The 18281-nt window shown below is 51.3% G+C and carries 16 protein-coding genes and 1 other RNA gene; all 17 read right to left on the reverse strand.

Annotated features, from left to right (window positions below; translation table 11 throughout):
* Positions 1 to 77: 77 nt before the first annotated feature.
* Positions 78 to 1229 carry a cell division protein FtsZ gene (ftsZ, locus tag QWI17_RS21250; RefSeq protein ID WP_302724530.1) on the reverse strand — a complete coding sequence of 384 codons (1152 nt, stop codon included), beginning with the start codon at positions 1227 to 1229 and terminating at the stop codon, positions 78 to 80.
* A 36-nt stretch (positions 1230 to 1265) separates the two neighbouring features.
* A complete protein-coding gene (gene ftsA / locus QWI17_RS21255) occupies positions 1266 to 2501 on the reverse strand; it encodes a cell division protein FtsA (protein ID WP_302724531.1) in 1236 nt (411 codons plus the stop codon).
* Positions 2502 to 2546: 45 nt separating this feature from the next.
* A complete protein-coding gene (locus tag QWI17_RS21260; protein ID WP_302724532.1) occupies positions 2547 to 3362 on the reverse strand; it encodes a cell division protein FtsQ/DivIB in 816 nt (271 codons plus the stop codon).
* On the reverse strand, positions 3359 to 4285 hold the full coding sequence (locus QWI17_RS21265; RefSeq protein ID WP_302724533.1) for a D-alanine--D-alanine ligase: 927 nt from the start codon (positions 4283 to 4285) through the stop codon (positions 3359 to 3361). The genes QWI17_RS21260 and QWI17_RS21265 overlap by 4 nt, the downstream gene beginning before the upstream one ends.
* 18 nt (positions 4286 to 4303) lie before the next feature.
* The gene (murC, locus tag QWI17_RS21270; protein ID WP_302724534.1) at positions 4304 to 5731 is read right to left on the reverse strand and encodes a UDP-N-acetylmuramate--L-alanine ligase; all 1428 of its coding nucleotides are present in this window, start codon (positions 5729 to 5731) and stop codon (positions 4304 to 4306) included.
* The gene (gene murG / locus QWI17_RS21275) at positions 5724 to 6794 is read right to left on the reverse strand and encodes an undecaprenyldiphospho-muramoylpentapeptide beta-N-acetylglucosaminyltransferase (RefSeq protein ID WP_302724535.1); all 1071 of its coding nucleotides are present in this window, start codon (positions 6792 to 6794) and stop codon (positions 5724 to 5726) included. The genes murC and murG overlap by 8 nt, the downstream gene beginning before the upstream one ends.
* Positions 6791 to 7990 carry a putative lipid II flippase FtsW gene (gene ftsW / locus QWI17_RS21280; RefSeq protein WP_302724536.1) on the reverse strand — a complete coding sequence of 400 codons (1200 nt, stop codon included), beginning with the start codon at positions 7988 to 7990 and terminating at the stop codon, positions 6791 to 6793. Before ftsW ends, murG begins: the two co-directional genes overlap by 4 nt.
* Positions 7983 to 9332 carry a UDP-N-acetylmuramoyl-L-alanine--D-glutamate ligase gene (gene murD / locus QWI17_RS21285; RefSeq protein WP_302724537.1) on the reverse strand — a complete coding sequence of 450 codons (1350 nt, stop codon included), beginning with the start codon at positions 9330 to 9332 and terminating at the stop codon, positions 7983 to 7985. The genes ftsW and murD overlap by 8 nt, the downstream gene beginning before the upstream one ends.
* A 10-nt stretch (positions 9333 to 9342) precedes the next feature.
* A complete protein-coding gene (gene mraY, locus QWI17_RS21290; RefSeq protein ID WP_302724538.1) occupies positions 9343 to 10425 on the reverse strand; it encodes a phospho-N-acetylmuramoyl-pentapeptide-transferase in 1083 nt (360 codons plus the stop codon).
* The gene (locus QWI17_RS21295) at positions 10425 to 11801 is read right to left on the reverse strand and encodes a UDP-N-acetylmuramoyl-tripeptide--D-alanyl-D-alanine ligase (RefSeq protein ID WP_302724539.1); all 1377 of its coding nucleotides are present in this window, start codon (positions 11799 to 11801) and stop codon (positions 10425 to 10427) included. Before QWI17_RS21295 ends, mraY begins: the two co-directional genes overlap by 1 nt.
* The gene (locus tag QWI17_RS21300) at positions 11798 to 13288 is read right to left on the reverse strand and encodes a UDP-N-acetylmuramoyl-L-alanyl-D-glutamate--2,6-diaminopimelate ligase (protein WP_302724540.1); all 1491 of its coding nucleotides are present in this window, start codon (positions 13286 to 13288) and stop codon (positions 11798 to 11800) included. The genes QWI17_RS21295 and QWI17_RS21300 overlap by 4 nt, the downstream gene beginning before the upstream one ends.
* On the reverse strand, positions 13288 to 15027 hold the full coding sequence (locus QWI17_RS21305) for a peptidoglycan D,D-transpeptidase FtsI family protein (RefSeq protein WP_302724541.1): 1740 nt from the start codon (positions 15025 to 15027) through the stop codon (positions 13288 to 13290). Before QWI17_RS21305 ends, QWI17_RS21300 begins: the two co-directional genes overlap by 1 nt.
* 3 nt (positions 15028 to 15030) lie before the next feature.
* A complete protein-coding gene (gene ftsL, locus QWI17_RS21310) occupies positions 15031 to 15300 on the reverse strand; it encodes a cell division protein FtsL (RefSeq protein WP_302724542.1) in 270 nt (89 codons plus the stop codon).
* Between the two features lie 12 nt (positions 15301 to 15312).
* Positions 15313 to 16245, reverse strand: coding sequence for a 16S rRNA (cytosine(1402)-N(4))-methyltransferase RsmH (gene rsmH / locus QWI17_RS21315; protein ID WP_302724543.1), 933 nt, complete (start codon positions 16243 to 16245; stop codon positions 15313 to 15315).
* Positions 16246 to 16253: 8 nt separating this feature from the next.
* Positions 16254 to 16694: a division/cell wall cluster transcriptional repressor MraZ gene (gene mraZ / locus QWI17_RS21320; protein WP_302724544.1), complete on the reverse strand. Its 441-nt coding sequence runs from the start codon at positions 16692 to 16694 to the stop codon at positions 16254 to 16256.
* 310 nt (positions 16695 to 17004) lie between these two features.
* Positions 17005 to 17367: RNase P RNA component class A (gene rnpB / locus QWI17_RS21325), an RNA gene on the reverse strand.
* A 32-nt stretch (positions 17368 to 17399) separates the two neighbouring features.
* A complete protein-coding gene (gene rsmI, locus QWI17_RS21330; protein WP_302724545.1) occupies positions 17400 to 18245 on the reverse strand; it encodes a 16S rRNA (cytidine(1402)-2'-O)-methyltransferase in 846 nt (281 codons plus the stop codon).
* Between the last annotated feature and the right edge of the window lie 36 nt (positions 18246 to 18281).

Raw genomic sequence — 18281 nt, forward strand, 5'->3', positions numbered from 1 at the left:
ACAACCACCCAGCCGCCCAAATGTGGTGCACACCTCACTTTTAACTCCAAATCTACCGGATTCATAGGCAGTCAATATCAATCAGCCTGCCGGCGTAAAAAAGCAGGTATATCAAGATATTCCATGTCGCGATCCGCGGCGGGAGAGACCTCACCTTGTCCCGTCGTACCATTGCGCATTACGGTTGGGCGGTCTAGCGCTGCATAATCCATTTGGCCATCGGGACGGCGTGTATTGTCAATAACAACTTTGGTCGGTGATTTCGCCGCATGGGCCGCACCTAAACCCGTTGCCACCACTGTGACACGCAACTCGTCGGTCAGTTCCGGATCGATGACCGTACCTACCACAATCGTCGCGTCATCCGACGAGAACTCCGCAATAGTATCGCCCACTTCCTGGTACTCACCCAAAGACAAGTCCATACCGGCTGTGATATTCACCAAAATGCCGCGAGCCCCCTGCAAGTTAACATCCTCCAGCAGTGGGCTACGGATAGCCGCCTCCGCAGCCTCGCGCGCTCGGGTTTCGCCCTCAGCATGAGCCGTCCCCATCATAGCCATGCCCATTTCAGACATAACTGTGCGAACATCGGCAAAGTCGACGTTGATCATACCCGGGCGAATAATCAAGTCGGCAATACCCTGTACCGCCCCCTGAAGAACACTGTTGGCCGCCTTAAATGCATCCAGCAGACTGGTCGCCTTACCCAGTACCGATAAGAGCTTTTCGTTGGGTATTGTAATTAACGAGTCAACGCGATCTTGCAGCTCCTTGATACCAGCATCGGCTATTTGCATACGCTTGCGCCCCTCAAAAGGGAACGGTTTAGTCACAACTGCAACCGTTAAAATGTCAAGGTCACGCGCCACTTCGGCCACGATCGGTGCGGCACCCGTTCCCGTGCCGCCGCCCATACCTGCGGCAATAAAGACCATATCCGCACCACTTAATACCTCAGCAATGCGCTCGCGATCTTCCATCGCAGCCTGACGGCCCACCTCCGGGTTCGCGCCGGCACCTAAGCCCTTCGTCATACTGTTACCCAGCTGCAATGCAACTCGAGCATCAATATCTTTCAGCGCCTGGGCGTCGGTGTTGGCACAAATAAATTCAACACCTTCAACATTATTGCCAATCATGTGCTTAACGGCGTTGCCACCACCACCGCCGACACCGATCACTTTAATGACTGCATTTTGTGGCATGCTATCTACTAATTCAAACATGACATTTCCCCTCTCTTCCATTAAAAGTCTAAAAAATTAAAATTCACCTTGAAACATTTTTTTCAGCTTGGCGAACAACGTCGGTTCACTTTCACTGGCCGGTGTCGCTGAATGTTCGCCCTGATGTTGCTTCAGGGCGTACTGCAAAAGTCCCACACCGGTGGAATAAATTGGATTATTAACAATATCGGACAATCCCGTAATATTTTGCGGAGCTCCTAGACGGACTGGCATATGGAATATTTCTTCAGCCAACTCCACGACCCCCTCCATTTTTGCTGTGCCGCCAGTCAGTACAATACCGGCGGGAATCATATCTTCAAAACCACTGCGGCGAACTTCCGCCTGAACCAGAGTAAAAAGCTCGTCATAGCGAGGCTCAACCACCTCCGCCAGTGCTTGACGGGATAAATTTCTCGGAGCACGCTCACCAACACTGGGAACCTTAATCGTCTCTTCCGGCCCAGTAAGCTTGGCCAGAGCACAGGCGTACTTAATTTTAATTTCTTCAGCATTCTGGGTTGGTGTACGCAATGCCATAGCGATATCGTTAGTCACCTGATCGCCAGCAATGGGAATGACACCCGTGTGACGAATAGCACCATCGGTGAATATCGCGATATCCGTAGTACCACCCCCGATATCAACAATACAAACTCCAAGCTCTCGTTCATCATCTGTCAAAACAGAATAACTTGAAGCTAACTGCTCAAGAATAATATCTTCAACATCCAACCCACAGCGTCTAATGCATTTGTCAATATTCTGCGCCGCATTCACTGCACAAGTTACCAAATGCACCTTAGCTTCAAGCCGAACACCACTCATTCCCAGTGGCTCTTTAACACCTTCTTGCTCATCGATTAAAAACTCTTGAGGCAAGATATGTAAGATTTTCTGATCAGCAGGAATAGCAACGGCCTGAGCGGCGTCAATTACTCGGTCAATATCCTGCGTGTAAACTTCGCGATCCTTAATGGCAACAATGCCATGAGAGTTCAAGCTGCGAATGTGGCTACCCGCTATTCCCGCATACACGGAATGAATTTGGCATCCAGCCATGAGTTCAGCCTCTTCAACGGCTCGCTGAATGGAGTGGACTGTCGATTCAATATTTACCACCACACCTTTTTTCAACCCGTTGGAACGACAAGAACCAATACCTACAATTTCCAGGTCCCCTTCAGGTGTAATTGCTCCGACAATGGCCACCACTTTCGATGTGCCAATATCCAGCCCTACAATCATTTTGTTATCGCTAGAGCCTGCCATCACTTGGACCCCTTTTCCTCAATCCTAAAATTGTTGTCATTGCTATTAGCCCGCCACATCCACAGACACTTCATATTGATCTGACCAAGCAACAGCCAAACCATTGGCATAACGCAAATCGATACGCTTGACTGCTTCAAAATGCTGCACAAGATACTCATCGTAAACCGTCAAAAAGCGCTGCACCTTTTCGGGGAGCTCATCTTTGCCCAATACCAGCAGCGCCCCCCCATCTAAACTCAATGTCCAGCCACCCAACTCGTCGACCCATAGCTTGCGAATATTCAGATTTCTCGAACGAACCATCTGCGACAGATCTTGAAACTGCCGCATAATTTTTTCAGAGATCCGCTCATCACCATCCAATACTGGCAACGCAGTTAGCCCATGGGTTTTATCGGTATGAATCACTTCACCGCGTTGATTCATAAAGCCAACTGCCCCCCACAAGGCAATAGGAGCTTGCTCAATAATGGTAACGGTCAACGTCCGCCCCAAACCTCTGGACACCACCACTCGCTCTATCCATGGGTGCCGTTCCAGGCTCTGTTTCAATTGCTTTATATCCAGCTTCACAAAGTCACGATTAATTGCCTCACTTATCAGCGCACTCGCCTCGCTTTCTGATAATTGGACAAACTCTCCTTCCACCTTGACGGAGTCCACCGGCTGCTGAACATCAAACTGCCAAAGCTCACCACCATACAAGTACAAGCCAACAGCACAAGTCACAAGCACGGTAAAAACGCCCGCTCGCCACAGCAAGACTGCAACATTGCTCCACGACGTCGCCGGGCGTTTTATCCCTCCTATTGGAGTAGCTTGGCGCACGTTTCTAGGTCGCTTAACCGGCTGACTCATATCGAAAAACTTTCATCCAGTATGGCTAGAGTTAGTGCGTCAAATGACAATCCATGCGCTTTCGCCGCCATTGGCACAAGCGAATGATTTGTCATGCCCGGTACAGTATTAACCTCTAGCATGTAAAATTTTCCGGCTTCGTCTGTCATCACATCAACGCGCCCCCACCCCCGACAGCCAATAGATCGGAAAGCTTCTAATGCCTGCTCTTGCAACTGAGCCTCTTTCTCCGTACTCAGGCCGCACGGGCATAAATACTGCGTATCACCGCTCACGTATTTCGCATCAAAATCGTAGAAGCTGTGCCCAGTTTCCAACTTTATAGGAGGTAATGCCTCGCCCCCCAATATTGCCACGGTGTACTCTGCACCCACGATCAGCTTTTCTGCGATTACAACGCCATCATAATTTGCTGCCAACTCATAAGCCTTTTGTAAAGCCTGTGCGTTATCCACTTTTGACATGCCAATGCTCGAACCTTCATGTACTGGCTTGACCATTACGACACCACCAAGCTCATTGAGCACCAACGACCAATCCGTCTGCGAACTTAGTATCCGGAATGCTGGAGTCGATACATCCATCGCTTGCCACAACTGCTTAGTGCGAAGCTTATCCATACCAATGGCCGAAGACTGCACGTCGCTGCCAGTGAATGGAATACTTAGATACTCAAGCACAGCCTGAATTCGGCCATCCTCACCGCCAGTCCCATGCAAGGCAATAAAAGCTCGATCCAACTGTGCTGCCTGCAAGTCAGCAATGCTGTTTTTACCAATGTCTATGCCTATGCAATCAACCCCTTGTGCAATCAATGAGGCTTCTACAGCAGCGCCACTTTTCAAAGAAATTTCACGCTCCGCCGAATGCCCGCCGTAAAGAACGCCAACCCGGCCATATTTCTTTGTATCTAAATTCGACACAGATAATGTCCTTCAGTATTAATCGATCAACTTGCGTTTAGCCAATTCAGCGGCCAATGCACCAACGTTACCTGCGCCTTGAGTGATGACGATATCGCCAGCCTTTACGATATCGCGGATCACACCAGGCACGCCGTCTACCCCCTCTACAAAGATAGGGTCGACCAAGCCCCGATTGCGGATGCTTCGGCAAAGATTCCGACCATCTGCCCCCGGCACGGGCTCTTCTCCCGCGCTATATACTTCTAACAGTATCAAAGCGTCAACGCCGGATAGCACCTCAACAAAATCTTCGAACAAGTCTCTTGTACGAGAATATCGGTGGGGCTGGTACACCATTACCAGACGTCTCTCGGGCCAGCCGTCGCGAATTGCCTTGATGGTTGCAGCGACCTCACGAGGATGATGTCCATAATCGTCAACCAACATTGCATCACCGGCCGCTACGGGATAATTACCGTAAACTTGAAATCGGCGACCTACGCCGGCAAAGTTTTTCAGACCGGCAACAATAGCTTCTTGGCTGACGCCCTCATCCAATGCAACGGCAATAACCGCTAGCGCATTCAATACATTATGCTCACCAGGAATATTGATCTGCACTGCCATTGACTGACTAATCCCAGCACCGACCACCTCGAAACGGGAGCGCATTTTTTCTTGTTGGATATTGATAGCACGCAGATCGCACTGCTCAGAAAAACCGTATGTCACAATGGCTCGTGACACATCGGGCAAAACCTCCATCACAACGGGGTCATCGCCACAAACGACAGCCAAACCATAGAATGGCAGATTGTGCAGAAACTCGACAAATGTCTGTTTAAGCCTGGAGAAATCACCATCATAAGTATCCATATGATCGGCATCTATATTGGTTACCACCGCTACCATGGGCTGCAGATGCAAAAAGGAAGCATCACTCTCATCAGCTTCGGCCACTAAATAACGGCTCTCTCCTAGCTGAGCGTTACTTCCTGTACTATTGACCAGACCACCAATAATAAAAGTTGGGTGCCGACCCGCTGCGTCTAAGACAGAAGCCATTAGACTCGTTGTGGTGGTTTTACCATGGGTTCCGGCTACCGCAATCCCGTGGCGATATCTCATTAGCTCGGCTAACATTTCTGCACGTCGCACGACTGGGGTACGATTGTCTCGTGCAGCAATCATTTCCGGATTGCGCTCATCAACCGCACTAGAGTTAACGACTACATCTGCCTGGGCAATATTCTCCGCGCTGTGACCAATAAAAATTGTCGCGCCCATAGTTTGCAGGCGCTGAGTTACCGATGACTCCTTCAAATCTGAGCCGGAAATATCATAGCCCTGATTAATCAAAACTTCTGCAATACCACTCATACCGGCACCGCCAATACCAATGAAATGTATACGGCGGATACGGCGCATCTCTGGCACTTCGTAATAGGTTATGGATTTATCCATGTGCCAATTCCTCAATTATTTTTGCAACACGTTGCGCGGCATTTGGGCGGTCAACTTTCCGCGCGCACTCAGCCATTTGCATAAGTTGCTTGCGATCCCCACAATGAGTACGGATCAAATCCGCCAGCTTTGCAGGCGATAAATCTTTCTGTGGCACACTCAACGCAGCCCCCACGCCAGCCAATACTGCAGCGTTATGAGTTTGATGGTCGTCAATAGCCGTTGGCAGCGGCACCAATAAAGAAGCCACACCCGCAGCTGACAGTTCAGCTATCGTTAGAGCACCCGCCCGGCAAATGACAAAGTCTGCCCATTCGTATGCAGCAGCCATGTCATCAATAAATGGCTCAATAGCCGCTTGCACCTGAACCTTCTTATACGCCGCAGCGGTAACCTCACCATGTTTCGCGCCACACTGGTGTCGCACATGAGGGCGCTCATTGACATTCAGTAGCGCCAAGGCCTGCGGCAGCAACTCATTTATCGCGAGCGCACCTAAACTGCCGCCAAGCACTAACAATCGCAAAGATTCAGCGTTACGCACCTTGTAACGATCCGCAGGCTCAGCCAATTTCGTTATCGACTCTCTAACTGGATTACCAACCCATTCACCTCGCTCGAAAACGCCATCAAATCCCGTCAATGTTCGGGCCGCCACGCGCGATAATATTTTGTTCGTTGTACCGGCAACGGCATTCTGTTCATGTACCACCAGCGGAACACCCAAAATTTTCGCCGCAATACCGCCGGGCCCAGATGCAAACCCTCCAAAGCCTACCACCACATCAGGTTTACGCTGGCGCAATACGCCAAGCGCCTGTAACACCGCCAACCCCACTAAAAATGGAGCCTTGATTAACCCAATGACGCCCCGACCGCGCACACCCTGCACACTCATAAAATCGAGTTCAATATTAGCGTCGGGCACCAACCTTGATTCAATTCCCCGGCGAGTTCCAAGCCAACTCAACTTAACTTCAGCGCCGCGTAATTCATTCGCCACCGCCAACGCCGGAAAGACATGGCCGCCCGTACCACCCGCCATAATCACAACACGTATCATGCGACACTCCCCGTTGTGGCGGTTGTTGGTCGGACCCGAGAAGAGTTAGTCACTGCAGTGCGTGTCGCAGGCACAACCCTTACTTCCATACTTGCCCGCATAACCAGCGCTAGCATTGAACAGCAAACAATCAAGCTACTTCCACCGTAGCTGATAAACGGCAGCGTAAGCCCCTTGGTAGGCAACAACCCACAAGCGACGCCAATGTTAATAAACACCTGCAACGCAAATATTATCGCCACACCAAAGCATGCGTAGGAATAAAACAATAACCCCCGGCCGTAACAACGCATGGCTACAAGTAGAATTCGCTTAATAAGTAAGGCAAACAAAGCCAATAGAACCACGCAACCGATCAATCCCATTTCTTCTGCGAATATGGAAAAGACAAAGTCGGTATGGGCCTCGGGCAAGTAAAATAACTTTTGTACACTGTTACCTAAACCTACTCCCAGCCATTCGCCACGACCAAATGCAATCAATGACTGCGTCAACTGGTAACCGGAATTGAATTGATCCGCCCAGGGGTCCATGAACGTCACTAGACGCTTCAACCGATACGGACTCGCCACAGCCAAAACGGCCAGAACCCCGATTGCGCCCATTGCCATCGGCAGAAAGTATCGCAACTTCAGCCCGGCGATAAACATGATGGCAATACTGGTGGCACCAATTACGACCGTACTACCGAAATCTGGCTCCATCACCAACAGCATTAAAATCATTCCCAGCAGGGCAATAAGCACTCCAAATTCTTTCCAACTATTCACTGTCGACGGGTGGCGCTTGGCAAAATAGCTGGCGAAAAAGACAATAACCGCAAACTTGGCCAACTCCGATATCTGTACAGCAAAGAAGCCAAAACTAATCCAACGTTGCGACCCGTTTACTTTCTTACCAACACCAGGTATCAGAACCATTACCAGCAGCACCAGTGCCAAAACCATCAAGGGCACACTCAACGTTTTCCACAGCGAACCTGGAATAAGAAAGACTACCGCGCTGCTCGCCACACCCATTAAAAGAAATATTAGATGACGCTCGACGAAGTAAAAAGTGTCACCATACTGCGCCGCAGCGAAAGCGATCGAAGCGGATGCAACCATCGTCACACCAATCGACACCAACACTGCCCAAAGCGTAAGCAATGTCCAATCCGGCTCGGCCGATGGAAGTATGAGCTGCCACTTATTCATTGGCCGCCTCCTTTACCCAGCGGGTAAAGACCTCTCCACGCTGCACGTAATTGTCAAACTCGTCGAAACTTGCACAGGCCGGACTCAACAAAACGGTGTCACCAGGCGCTGCTAATAACCGGGCTTGCTCACAAGCCTGCAGCATTGTGTCTACACGTTTAATCTTGGAAAACTGGCACAATGACTCTTCCAGTATTCGAGCGTCCCGACCATACACTACAATACTTCGAGCATGCTCTATTAAAGCTGGCAACAACGCGGAAAAATTTGCCTCTTTGGCGATACCGCCAAGCATTACCACCAACTTTCCATCGTTTTGCGACAAGCCATTGATAGCGGCTAAAGTGGCGCCGACATTTGTACCTTTAGAGTCATCAATAAATCCAACACCGCCAACTGACATGACCCACTGACAACGATGTGGCAATCCCTCGAAGTTCCGCAAAGCGCTCAACATAGCGACACGCTCAAATCCTGCAGCCTTACCAATAGCCAAGGCTGCCAATGCATTGTCAACATTATGCGCACCAACAATTCGAAGCTCGCTGACCTTCATAATTGGCTCAAGCTGATCACACAACCAAAGCACGCCGTCGCGCATCTGGGTGCCCATATTCTTAAAATCTGCACTGCCACCAAACCCCGATACTATTGCATCGGCTGATAGTGGTGGGTGCGTCAAAACATCCCTGCGGTTAACCACCACCTGCTCAGCGCCAAAATAGACTCGCTGTTTAGCTGCATGATAGGCCTGCATCGAGTCATACCGATCCATATGGTCGGGGCTGATATTCAAAACACTGGCAACTTTTGCGTTAAGCTTTGTGGTAGTTTCCAGCTGAAAGCTCGAAAGCTCCAGCACATAAAGCTCTACACTCTCATTCAACAGATCTAGCGCGGGCGTTCCCAAATTACCACCGACGGCTACGTGCACTCCCTGTTGCGCAGCCATATCTCCCACCAAAGTCGTCACCGTACTCTTTGCGTTAGAGCCCGTAATAGCAATAATGGGTGCTTTTGCATAACGTACAAACAGGTCAATATCCCCAATCAGACTCACCCCTCGCTCTTTGGCGCTGACAAGCTGAGGCTGTTTGAGACTAACTCCGGGACTAACCACAACTTCATCCATGGAGCACAATAAATCCTCATCCCACCGACCAAATTCACAGTGTATTTCAGGATATTCCTGAGCAATAAGCTCAGCATTCGGCGGCCGTACTCGCGTATCAAAAAACGCGAAGCGAACTTGCAAACCTTGCAAAAAGCGGGCAACAGACAAACCGGTAACTCCGGTGCCTACAATCGCCACGCATTTGCTTGTTGCAATCAGTCCGCTCACAATTCTCGCCTCAACGTAGTTTCAATGTCGCCAGGCCAAAAAGCACCAGCATCACAGTAATAATCCAGAACCGAACAATCACACGTGGCTCGGGCCAACCCTTGAGTTCAAAATGATGATGTAGCGGTGCCATTCGAAATATTCTTCTACCCGTTAGTTTGTAAGAGCCAACCTGTAGAATCACAGACACGGTTTCCATGACAAAGACGCCACCCATTATGAAGAACACTATTTCGTGACGGACAATAACCGCGATTATTCCCAGTGCTGCCCCCAGAGAGAGCGCACCGACATCTCCCATGAACACTTGAGCGGGATACGTGTTGAACCACAGGAACCCTAACCCAGCGCCACACAGCGCCGCGCAAAAAACAACCAGCTCACCACTACCAGGCACATGCGCAATGTGTAGATACTGAGCAAACTCAAAGTGCCCGGTCACGTAGGCAATCACCCCGAGCGCAGCCGCAACCATCACTGACGGCATAATGGCGAGGCCATCCAGTCCGTCCGTCAAGTTCACAGCGTTACTTGAGCCAACTACAACCAAGTACGTAAGCACGACGTAGAACAGCCCCAGCTCCAAAGCTACACTCTTAAAGAATGGCAAAAACAATTGTGTTTCGACCGCCTCGGTTGCCGTCATATACAAAAAGACGGCCGCCCCAATACCGGCTACTGATTGCCAAAAGTATTTCCAGCGGGCAGGTAATCCGCGAGAGTTTTTCTGTACCACTTTTCGGTAGTCATCGACCCACCCAACGGCACCGAACACTGCCGTAACCAGCAGCACCACCCAAACGTACCGATTGGCCAAATCAGACCAAAGCAGCGTACTGATAAAAATTGCTGCCAATATAAGAGTACCGCCCATTGTAGGCGTGCCCGATTTGGTTAGATGAGACTGGGGGCCGTCATCTCGTACTGACTGACCAATTTGCAACTGGTTCAGCTTGCGGATCATCCATGGCCCTAGCAGCAGGGATATCCCCAGGGCTGTCATCACGCTTAAAATTGCACGCAGTGTCAAATACTGAAACACATAGAATGCGCTACTGTATTCCTGCAACCGCTCAGCCAGCCAGAGCAACATTAGAGTTCATCCTCATCAATCAATGCCCCGGCGACTAAATCCATCCGCGCGCTGCGAGAACCTTTTATAAGAACGGTACAATCGCTATCCGTAACGACCGAAAGTAAATGTTCGAGCAAATCTTTTTGATTCTCAAAATGTTTACTTGGCCCACTAAAATTTTCACTTACTGCACGGGCCATAGGACCAATGGTAAAAACTGCCTGCAACGCCTTGCCTGAGGCATACGCCCCTATCTCTGCGTGGTGTAAATGCGACTCTTCGCCAAGCTCTCCCATTTCCCCCATAACCAATATGTTGGCACCCTTTATATCTGCAAGCACATCAATCGCCGCTCGAACGGAGCCCGGGTTTGCATTGTATGAGTCGTCAATAATAGTGCTGCCGTTTGGCCCCCGGCAGAATTTCATACGGCCATTGACCGATGAAAATTTGCTTAATCCACACACAATAGCCTCATCACTTGCGCCTACCGCATAGGCACAACAAGTTGCGGCCAGTGCGTTTCTCACGTTGTGATAACCCCCCACGGACAAACAAATGGGTAGCGTTCGCCCTAACAGTTGAATTTCAAACTGAAGCCCAGTATCAGTCACTTCAATATTGGATGCGTAGCAGTGGGCCGCTGTGTTTTTCAGTGAAAAACTCAATAGTGTCCTATCTTTTAATTGTGCAAGCCACTGACCGGAGAACTGGTCATCCAAATTTACGACACAACAACCATCAGCTTTGACACCTTGATAGATTTCTCCTTTTGCATCTGCAACCCCCTCTAGCGAACCAAAACCTTCGAGGTGCGCGGGCATAACATTATTGACTAGAGCAACATCCGGCACAGCGAGTTCACACAGGTAAGCAATCTCTCCTATTGCACTAGCGCCCATTTCAATCACCGCGTAGCGCTCCTGCCCGGTTAGGCGCAGCAGCGTGAGAGGCACACCAATGTGGTTGTTTAAATTACCTTGAGTAGTCAACACCTCACCATGCTCTCGCAAAATACCGTCAACCATTGTGCGCACAGTGGTTTTGCCACTGGAGCCGGTAATCGCCACTACCGGCGAGTTAAAACGCGAGCGATTAGCGCGCGCCAACTCACCTAGCCCCAAGACGGTGTCATCCACTTGCAATTGCGCTAGTGAGCAAGTGGGGTCAATCGTATCCACCATGGCGCCTACAGCGCCCATTTCCTGGACCTGATGCAAATATTCGTGAGCGTTAAAGTTGGGGCCACGTAGCGCGACAAAAAAATCACCTGCCTTGATCGCCCTCGAATCCGTACAAACTTTCGAAAAAGGACCGCTATCGGCGGTCATAACCGTCGTGAAGAATCGAGAAAGCTGACGGTGTAACTGGCCAATCGACATAACTCCAATCACGCGCCTACCCTCCGCTTTGCCAATGCTTGCCGGGCGCAATCTACATCGCTAAAGGCCAATTCAGTGTCCGCAAAAATCTGTACCTGTTCATGCCCCTTACCTGCAATGAGCACGGCGTCGCCTTTGGCGGCCTGCTGCACGGCTAATGCGATGGCTTTATCTCGCTCCGCAATAACCAGACACCTCTCAGGACTGTGCATACCCCGGACAATTTGCGAGGCAATGACGGCCGGGTCTTCATTGCGAGGATTATCATTGGTGACAATAACGTAATCAGCCGTTTTCTCCGCCGCCCGGCCCATAACGGGCCGCTTGTCAGCATCGCGGTTACCGCCACAACCAAAGACACACCACAGACTGCCCTTGGTATGTTGTTTTACCGCACGCAATGCTTTTATCAGAGCATCAGGGGTGTGGGCATAATCTACGACAACCTGAATATCTTGAGCGCCGCCAATGGAGACCTGCTCCATCCGACCAGGAGCTGGCTTCAATGTCGGCAATAGGGGAGCAGTTTCCGCCAAGCTGTAACCTCGCAGCAAAGCGGCAGCCACTGCGGCTAGTAAATTGCTTGTATTGAACTCGCCAATCAATGGGGATGAAAATTCAGCCGTTTCGCCTTGGTAATGGACATAACCGCTAACCCCCTCGCACGAATAGTCGAGAGAGCTGCAAAATAAATCAGCCTTGGGGTTGCGTGTTGAGTAGGTCAGGCACGAGCCATTTCTAGCGGCGCGCGCCTGCAAACTTTGACACCAGGAATCATCGATATTAAGTACGGCATGACGAAAGTTACGACTCTTTAGCAGCTTAGCCTTGGCTTTGCCGTACTGTTTTATATCGCCGTGGTAATCAAGATGATCGTGGGATAGATTGGTAAAAACCCCGGTCGTAATACAAACATCCTTAACTCTATGCTGTATTAATGCGTGAGAGGAGACCTCCATAGCCAAACACTCAACGTTCGAATCTACAAGTTCGCGTATCAGTCTCTGAGTTGTAATCGGATCTGGCGTGGTTAAACCGGTCGCGACCAACGACTCCTGTCGACAGCCGTAGCCTAGCGTCCCCATGACAGCGGAAGATTTTCCCAACTGCTGCAAAAGCTGCGCAATGAGAAGCGTACAGGTAGTTTTGCCATTGGTTCCGGTTACACCAATGACATCCAGCTGGGTGCTCGGGTCACCATAGACAATACCGGCCAAGTGACTCAATTGCTTATCGAGCTTTTCTACCCAGATAACCTTGTCATCATCCAATCGCTTGTCGAAGCCGGCCTTATCCGCTAGCACCGCGACAGCTCCAGCTTGCAAAGCGTCATCAATAAAGTCAGTCGCATCAACCCGGGCACCTTTTAGCGCCACAAAAACATTGCCCGGTAGAACTTTCCGGCTGTCCTGCGTAATGCCATTGAGTACCTCAGCGGCGAGACCTTGGTCCAGCTCGCTCACGAGCGCTTCGAGTGGCAACGGTTTAACACTGGCCATTACAACGCCACCCCACTGCTCGCCACTTGCTCGGAAAATTTTGAGTGAACCGTTAGGCGGGATGCGCTCGACTTAGGCGGCTCCTGCAACAAACGCAACGCGCCCTCGGTAATGCTAGCGAAAACGGGAGCGGCAACTTGCCCACCGTGATACTTCGTATCGCGCGGCTCATCAATAACAACAGCGACTATAATTTCGGGGTCATCAAGTGGCGCAACCCCCACGAAAGAGCCGATATAAAGATGATCAGCATAGCCACCTGCGTCCGCCTTATGCGCCGTACCTGTTTTGCCAGCGACCGGATATGCATCAATAAAAGCTCTGCTGCCAGTGCCGTCATCGCTTACCACCTTGCGTAACATTTTCATTACGGCCTGCGCATGCTCAGGCGCCACCACGCGCTGAGTTGGCGCAGGCTTATCGGTTCGCAGCAAACTGACAGGGCGCCGAACGCCTTCATTGGCGATTACCGCATAAGCCTGAGCCAACTGCAGCACCGTTAAATTGAGCCCATAACCGAACGCATATGTAGCTTTCTGGATCGGTTTCCAATGGTCGTATTCAGGCAGAACACCCACCGCCTCGCCCGGAAACCCAGTACCGGTTCCTTGCCCCAGACCTAACCGGTAATACATATTGCGAACAACATCCGGCTCAAGCGCCAATGCCATTTTGGTCATACCCACCTGACTCGATTTTGCAATTACCCGTGTCAGATCGAGCTCACCATAGTTCACCGGGTCCAGTAAGGTTTTACGCCCCACCTGCACATAACCTGGAGTGGTGTCGATTACGGTATAAGGCTTGAACTTACCACTTTCGAGAGCCGCCATAACCGCGAACGGCTTGATCGTTGAGCCGGGCTCAAAAACATCCGTAATGGCGCGATTGCGCAGGCTGGCCGTGTCAATATTGCTGCGATCGTTGGGGTTATATGAGGGCTGGTTGGCCATTGCCAACACCTCGCCGGTCTTGGCATCAAGCACAACCACGGAACCAGCTTTAGCACCAAAATCGCCAACTGCCTGTTTCAATTGCCGATAGGCAAGATACTGCAGGCGCAAATCAATACTGAGCGCCATTGGTTGGCCACTGCGCGCCGATTTAATCAACCCCAGCTCTTTGATGGTGCGGCCACGCAAATCCTTCATAACTTGCTTGGCACCCGACTCCCCGGCGAGCCAGGCGTCGTAGGCCAGCTCCATCCCCTCCTGACCGCGATCATCAATATCCGTCATGCCGACCAAATGCGCCGCGACCTCGCCCGCCGGATAATAGCGGCGGTATTCGCGCTGGCTGTAGACGCCGTCCACACCTAAATCGAGGATTAGCCCTGCCTCGTGCGGCGGCAAATGACGCTCCAGATACATAAATTCTTTGCCGCTGAACTTCGCCAAACGCGATTCCAGTGTGGCATTGTCCCAGCCCAAAGCTTGCGACAGGCGAGACCAATCTTTGGGGTGCTGCAATAACACCTTGGGGTTCGCCCAAATTGATTCGACTGGTGTACTTACTGCCAGCGGCTCGCCATTGCGATCGGTAATCACACCGCGGTAAGCGCTGATCGACTCAGTCCTTACGGTACGCGCCGCACCTTGCCCCTGAAGAAACTCGAACCCGCGATCGGCGTCAGGAAGTACCTGCAAAGAAGCCATGCGCCACAACAAGACGGCAGCCAGCAGCAGCATGACGACAACCACGCTGTAAAAACGCCACGACTGTAAGCGCTGCTGCTGCATTTATTATTCCTTCCCCACAAATATTATGTTCTCTGCCGCAGGTACATGCATATGCAGTACCTGCTCCGCTTCCGAATGCACTCGCGAGTAAGATGCCCAGGTGCTTTGCTCCAACAAAAACTGACCCCACTCAACCTCTAGCTCTGCAGACGCTCGCCGCAAACTTTCCAGCTGATCGGTTTCTCGTCGCACCTTATGCGTCACATTGACCACCATCAACGCTGACACAACACACATCACCCAAAGCGTCACGACCAACCAGCGACCTGCCATTAATCGCCCCGTCTACGCTATTTTTTCAGCCACGCGCATAACAGCACTGCGTGATCGAATATTTTTCTCCAACTCCTGCGAGCCTGCCTTTATCGCTTTGGAGCGACTTTTCAAGCGGCGGTTGAGCTGATCGTCCATCAAAGGCACCCCGCGCGGCACCGGATCACCTTTTTCCTGACGACGAATAAATCGCTTCACCATGCGATCTTCCAGCGAGTGGAAGCTGATCACCACCAGCCGACCGCCGACCGCTAAAACTTCAAGTGCCTGCTCTAGGGCAGCCTCAAGATCAGTCAACTCATTGTTAATATGTATACGGATTCCCTGAAACGCCCTTGTCGCTGGGTGCTTACCCTTTTCCCATGCAGGATTAGCATCCTTGAGAATTTGTGCCAGACGCCCGGTGCGCTCAATAGGCGATTGAGCGCGCTCACGAATCAGAGCTCTCGCCATACGTTTGGCAAAACGCTCCTCACCAAACTCCTTCATGACACGAGCCAACTCTGCCTCACTGGCCGTATTGACCCACTCGGCAGCACTCTGGCCACGGCTGCGATCCATCCGCATATCCAACGGACCGTCATGCAAAAAACTGAAACCTCTATCGGCGTCATCGAGCTGAGGCGACGACACCCCCAGATCCAATAACACGCCAGACACCTTTCCCATCAAGCCGCGCGTTTCGACCAGACTCCGCATATCGGCAAAACTGCAGTGAGCGATTTCGAAGCGGGACTCTCCGCCAAAACGCTCAGCTGCAACCGCGATCGCATCGGTATCCTTATCAATGGCCAGCAAACGGCCGGCCGGCGCCAATTTCTGAACGATTTGTGCTGAATGGCCGCCACGCCCGAAAGTGCCATCGATGTAAAACCCCTCTGGCTCCACAACGAGCGCTTCTACCGCCTCTTGCTCGAGCACGGTAATATGAGGCTGCTGATCCATAGGGCCTCCTAAAGCACCAACGATTGCAATTCTGCCGGAATGTCGTCATCGCCCGGCTCCTCCATCAGAGCCGTCCAAGCCGATTCATCCCACAATTCCAACTTGTCACCCAATCCAGCCAACATCAGCTTTTTATCCAGACAGGCATGACTGCGCAGGGTTGGCGGCACCAAAATTCGTCCGTTGCCGTCCAGCTCTAACGAGCATGCATGACCAATAAGCAGGCGCTGCACTCGACGCGCCTGCCGGTTCATCGCGGGTAGAGCCTGAATGGCGGGAAGGATTTCCTTCCAGCGAGACTCCGGATAAACCAACAAACATTTATCTTCGGTGTGCGCAGTAACCACCAAACGACCGGCACACAGCTCCACCAACCCCTCTCTAATCTTGGTCGGTATGGCCATGCGCCCTTTGGCGTCCATATTGATGGAATAGTTACCTGTAAACACGATTCACCACTTTTTGGGGCGTGGAGTCCACTAAAAACCACTATTACCCACTTTTCTCCACATTGGCACACTATAAATCGGGTGGAGCCAAAGTCAAGCAAGCGACTTAGAAATTGCGGCTAAAATTCACAAAATGAAGGGGATAATGCAGTAAACAGACGATAAGTGGGGTGCTTCTTGCCAGATGATGCAAGACCTTTCCTAGCATTTTCAATGCGATAGCGCGCACTCTTAAGAAACCACTTTAAGTTGGTGATTATTTGGACGTAAAGGAGGGTGTATATTAGATAGTAACGCTATAAGAAAAGTAAATCGGAGTCGGCCTGTAAGCCGGGTTCTGTCGTGGACAATCATTCATCTGGGATGCGCGTCACCGCACACCTCATGCGACCTACCCGAATCCAGTGCGGGCCACACCAATGGATTCCTATTTGGTCTTGCTCCGAGCGGGGTTTACCATGCCACGAACTGTTACCAGTCGCGCGGTGCGCTCTTACCGCACCCTTTCACCCTTACCGGCCACAATACATGTGACGTAGGCGGTCTACTCTCTGCTGCACTTTCCGTAAGCTCGCACTTCCCAGGCGTTACCTGGCGCTCTGCCCTATGGAGCCCGGACTTTCCTCCACCTTAACACCAGAGGTGATAAAGCAGCGACTGCCGAGCCGACTCCGAAGCGTCACCATACCGCCGGACAGCTAAAAGTCAAGCCTTTACATTGTCCAGCGCCCACTGATAGAGCTCATTTTTGCGTAACCCCGTCAAGCGCGAAGCAAGTGCGGCGGCTTTTTTGACGGGCAATTCTTCTAACAGCACACGCATTGTGTGCGCCACACCCTCATCAATAACCGCCTCTCGCTCAGGTGCGCCGCGCACCAGAACTACAATTTCACCCCGCTGCTGGTTACTGTCCCCAGCAATCCAATCACACATTTTTTCGAGTGACATCCCAGCTATGGTTTCGAATGCTTTACTTATCTCGCGAGCCAAGACCACCTCCCGCTCAGCACCAAACACATCCCGCATGGCCGTCACACTCTCGAGTACACGGTGTGGAGCCTCATAGAATATTATCGTTCGGGGCTCTGTTGTCAGGCGCTCCAAACGCTGCCGACGCGCTTGCGCCTTAGCAGGCAAAAAGCCTTCAAATATAAATCGATCAGAGGGCAAGCCAGCTGCACTTAATGCCGCAATCACGGCACAGGCACCGGGGATGGGGACCACGCGAACACCCTGCGCTCGCGCCTCGCGAATCAATCGATAGCCAGGGTCGGAAATAAGCGGAGTTCCTGCATCGCTGATTAATGCCAAATCTTCGCCCTGCTCCAGCATTGCCAGAAGGCTGGCCGTTTTTCTGTCATCGGAATGATCGTGATAAGCCGTTGTCCGTGTCTGAATGTTAAAATGATCCAGCAATCTGGAGCTGTGTCGAGTATCCTCACACGCAATGAGACTGACAGACTGTAAAGTCTGTATTGCGCGCGGCACCATATCGGCCAAATTGCCAATCGGCGTAGGCACGACATAAAGTGTTCCCTGTGAGTTGGTCATATGACATTTCCGCCCAGACAAAACAAGCAGTTTAAC

The organism is Gilvimarinus gilvus (assembly GCF_030518155.1).
Lineage (GTDB): Bacteria > Pseudomonadota > Gammaproteobacteria > Pseudomonadales > Cellvibrionaceae > Gilvimarinus > Gilvimarinus gilvus.

Bases quoted from the DNA above. Each gene is read 5' to 3' on its own strand.
- ftsZ (WP_302724530.1), bottom strand. From the start codon at position 1,229: ATGTTTGAATTAGTAGATAGCATGCCACAAAATGCAGTCATTAAAGTG.
- ftsA (WP_302724531.1), bottom strand. From the start codon at position 2,501: ATGGCAGGCTCTAGCGATAACAAAATGATTGTAGGGCTGGATATTGGC.
- QWI17_RS21260 (WP_302724532.1), bottom strand. From the start codon at position 3,362: ATGAGTCAGCCGGTTAAGCGACCTAGAAACGTGCGCCAAGCTACTCCA.
- murC (WP_302724534.1), bottom strand. From the start codon at position 5,731: ATGGATAAATCCATAACCTATTACGAAGTGCCAGAGATGCGCCGTATC.
- murG (WP_302724535.1), bottom strand. From the start codon at position 6,794: ATGATACGTGTTGTGATTATGGCGGGTGGTACGGGCGGCCATGTCTTT.
- ftsW (WP_302724536.1), bottom strand. From the start codon at position 7,990: ATGAATAAGTGGCAGCTCATACTTCCATCGGCCGAGCCGGATTGGACA.
- mraY (WP_302724538.1), bottom strand. From the start codon at position 10,425: ATGTTGCTCTGGCTGGCTGAGCGGTTGCAGGAATACAGTAGCGCATTC.
- QWI17_RS21300 (WP_302724540.1), bottom strand. From the start codon at position 13,288: ATGGCCAGTGTTAAACCGTTGCCACTCGAAGCGCTCGTGAGCGAGCTG.
- QWI17_RS21305 (WP_302724541.1), bottom strand. From the start codon at position 15,027: ATGCAGCAGCAGCGCTTACAGTCGTGGCGTTTTTACAGCGTGGTTGTC.
- ftsL (WP_302724542.1), bottom strand. From the start codon at position 15,300: ATGGCAGGTCGCTGGTTGGTCGTGACGCTTTGGGTGATGTGTGTTGTG.
- rsmH (WP_302724543.1), bottom strand. From the start codon at position 16,245: ATGGATCAGCAGCCTCATATTACCGTGCTCGAGCAAGAGGCGGTAGAA.
- rsmI (WP_302724545.1), bottom strand. From the start codon at position 18,245: ATGACCAACTCACAGGGAACACTTTATGTCGTGCCTACGCCGATTGGC.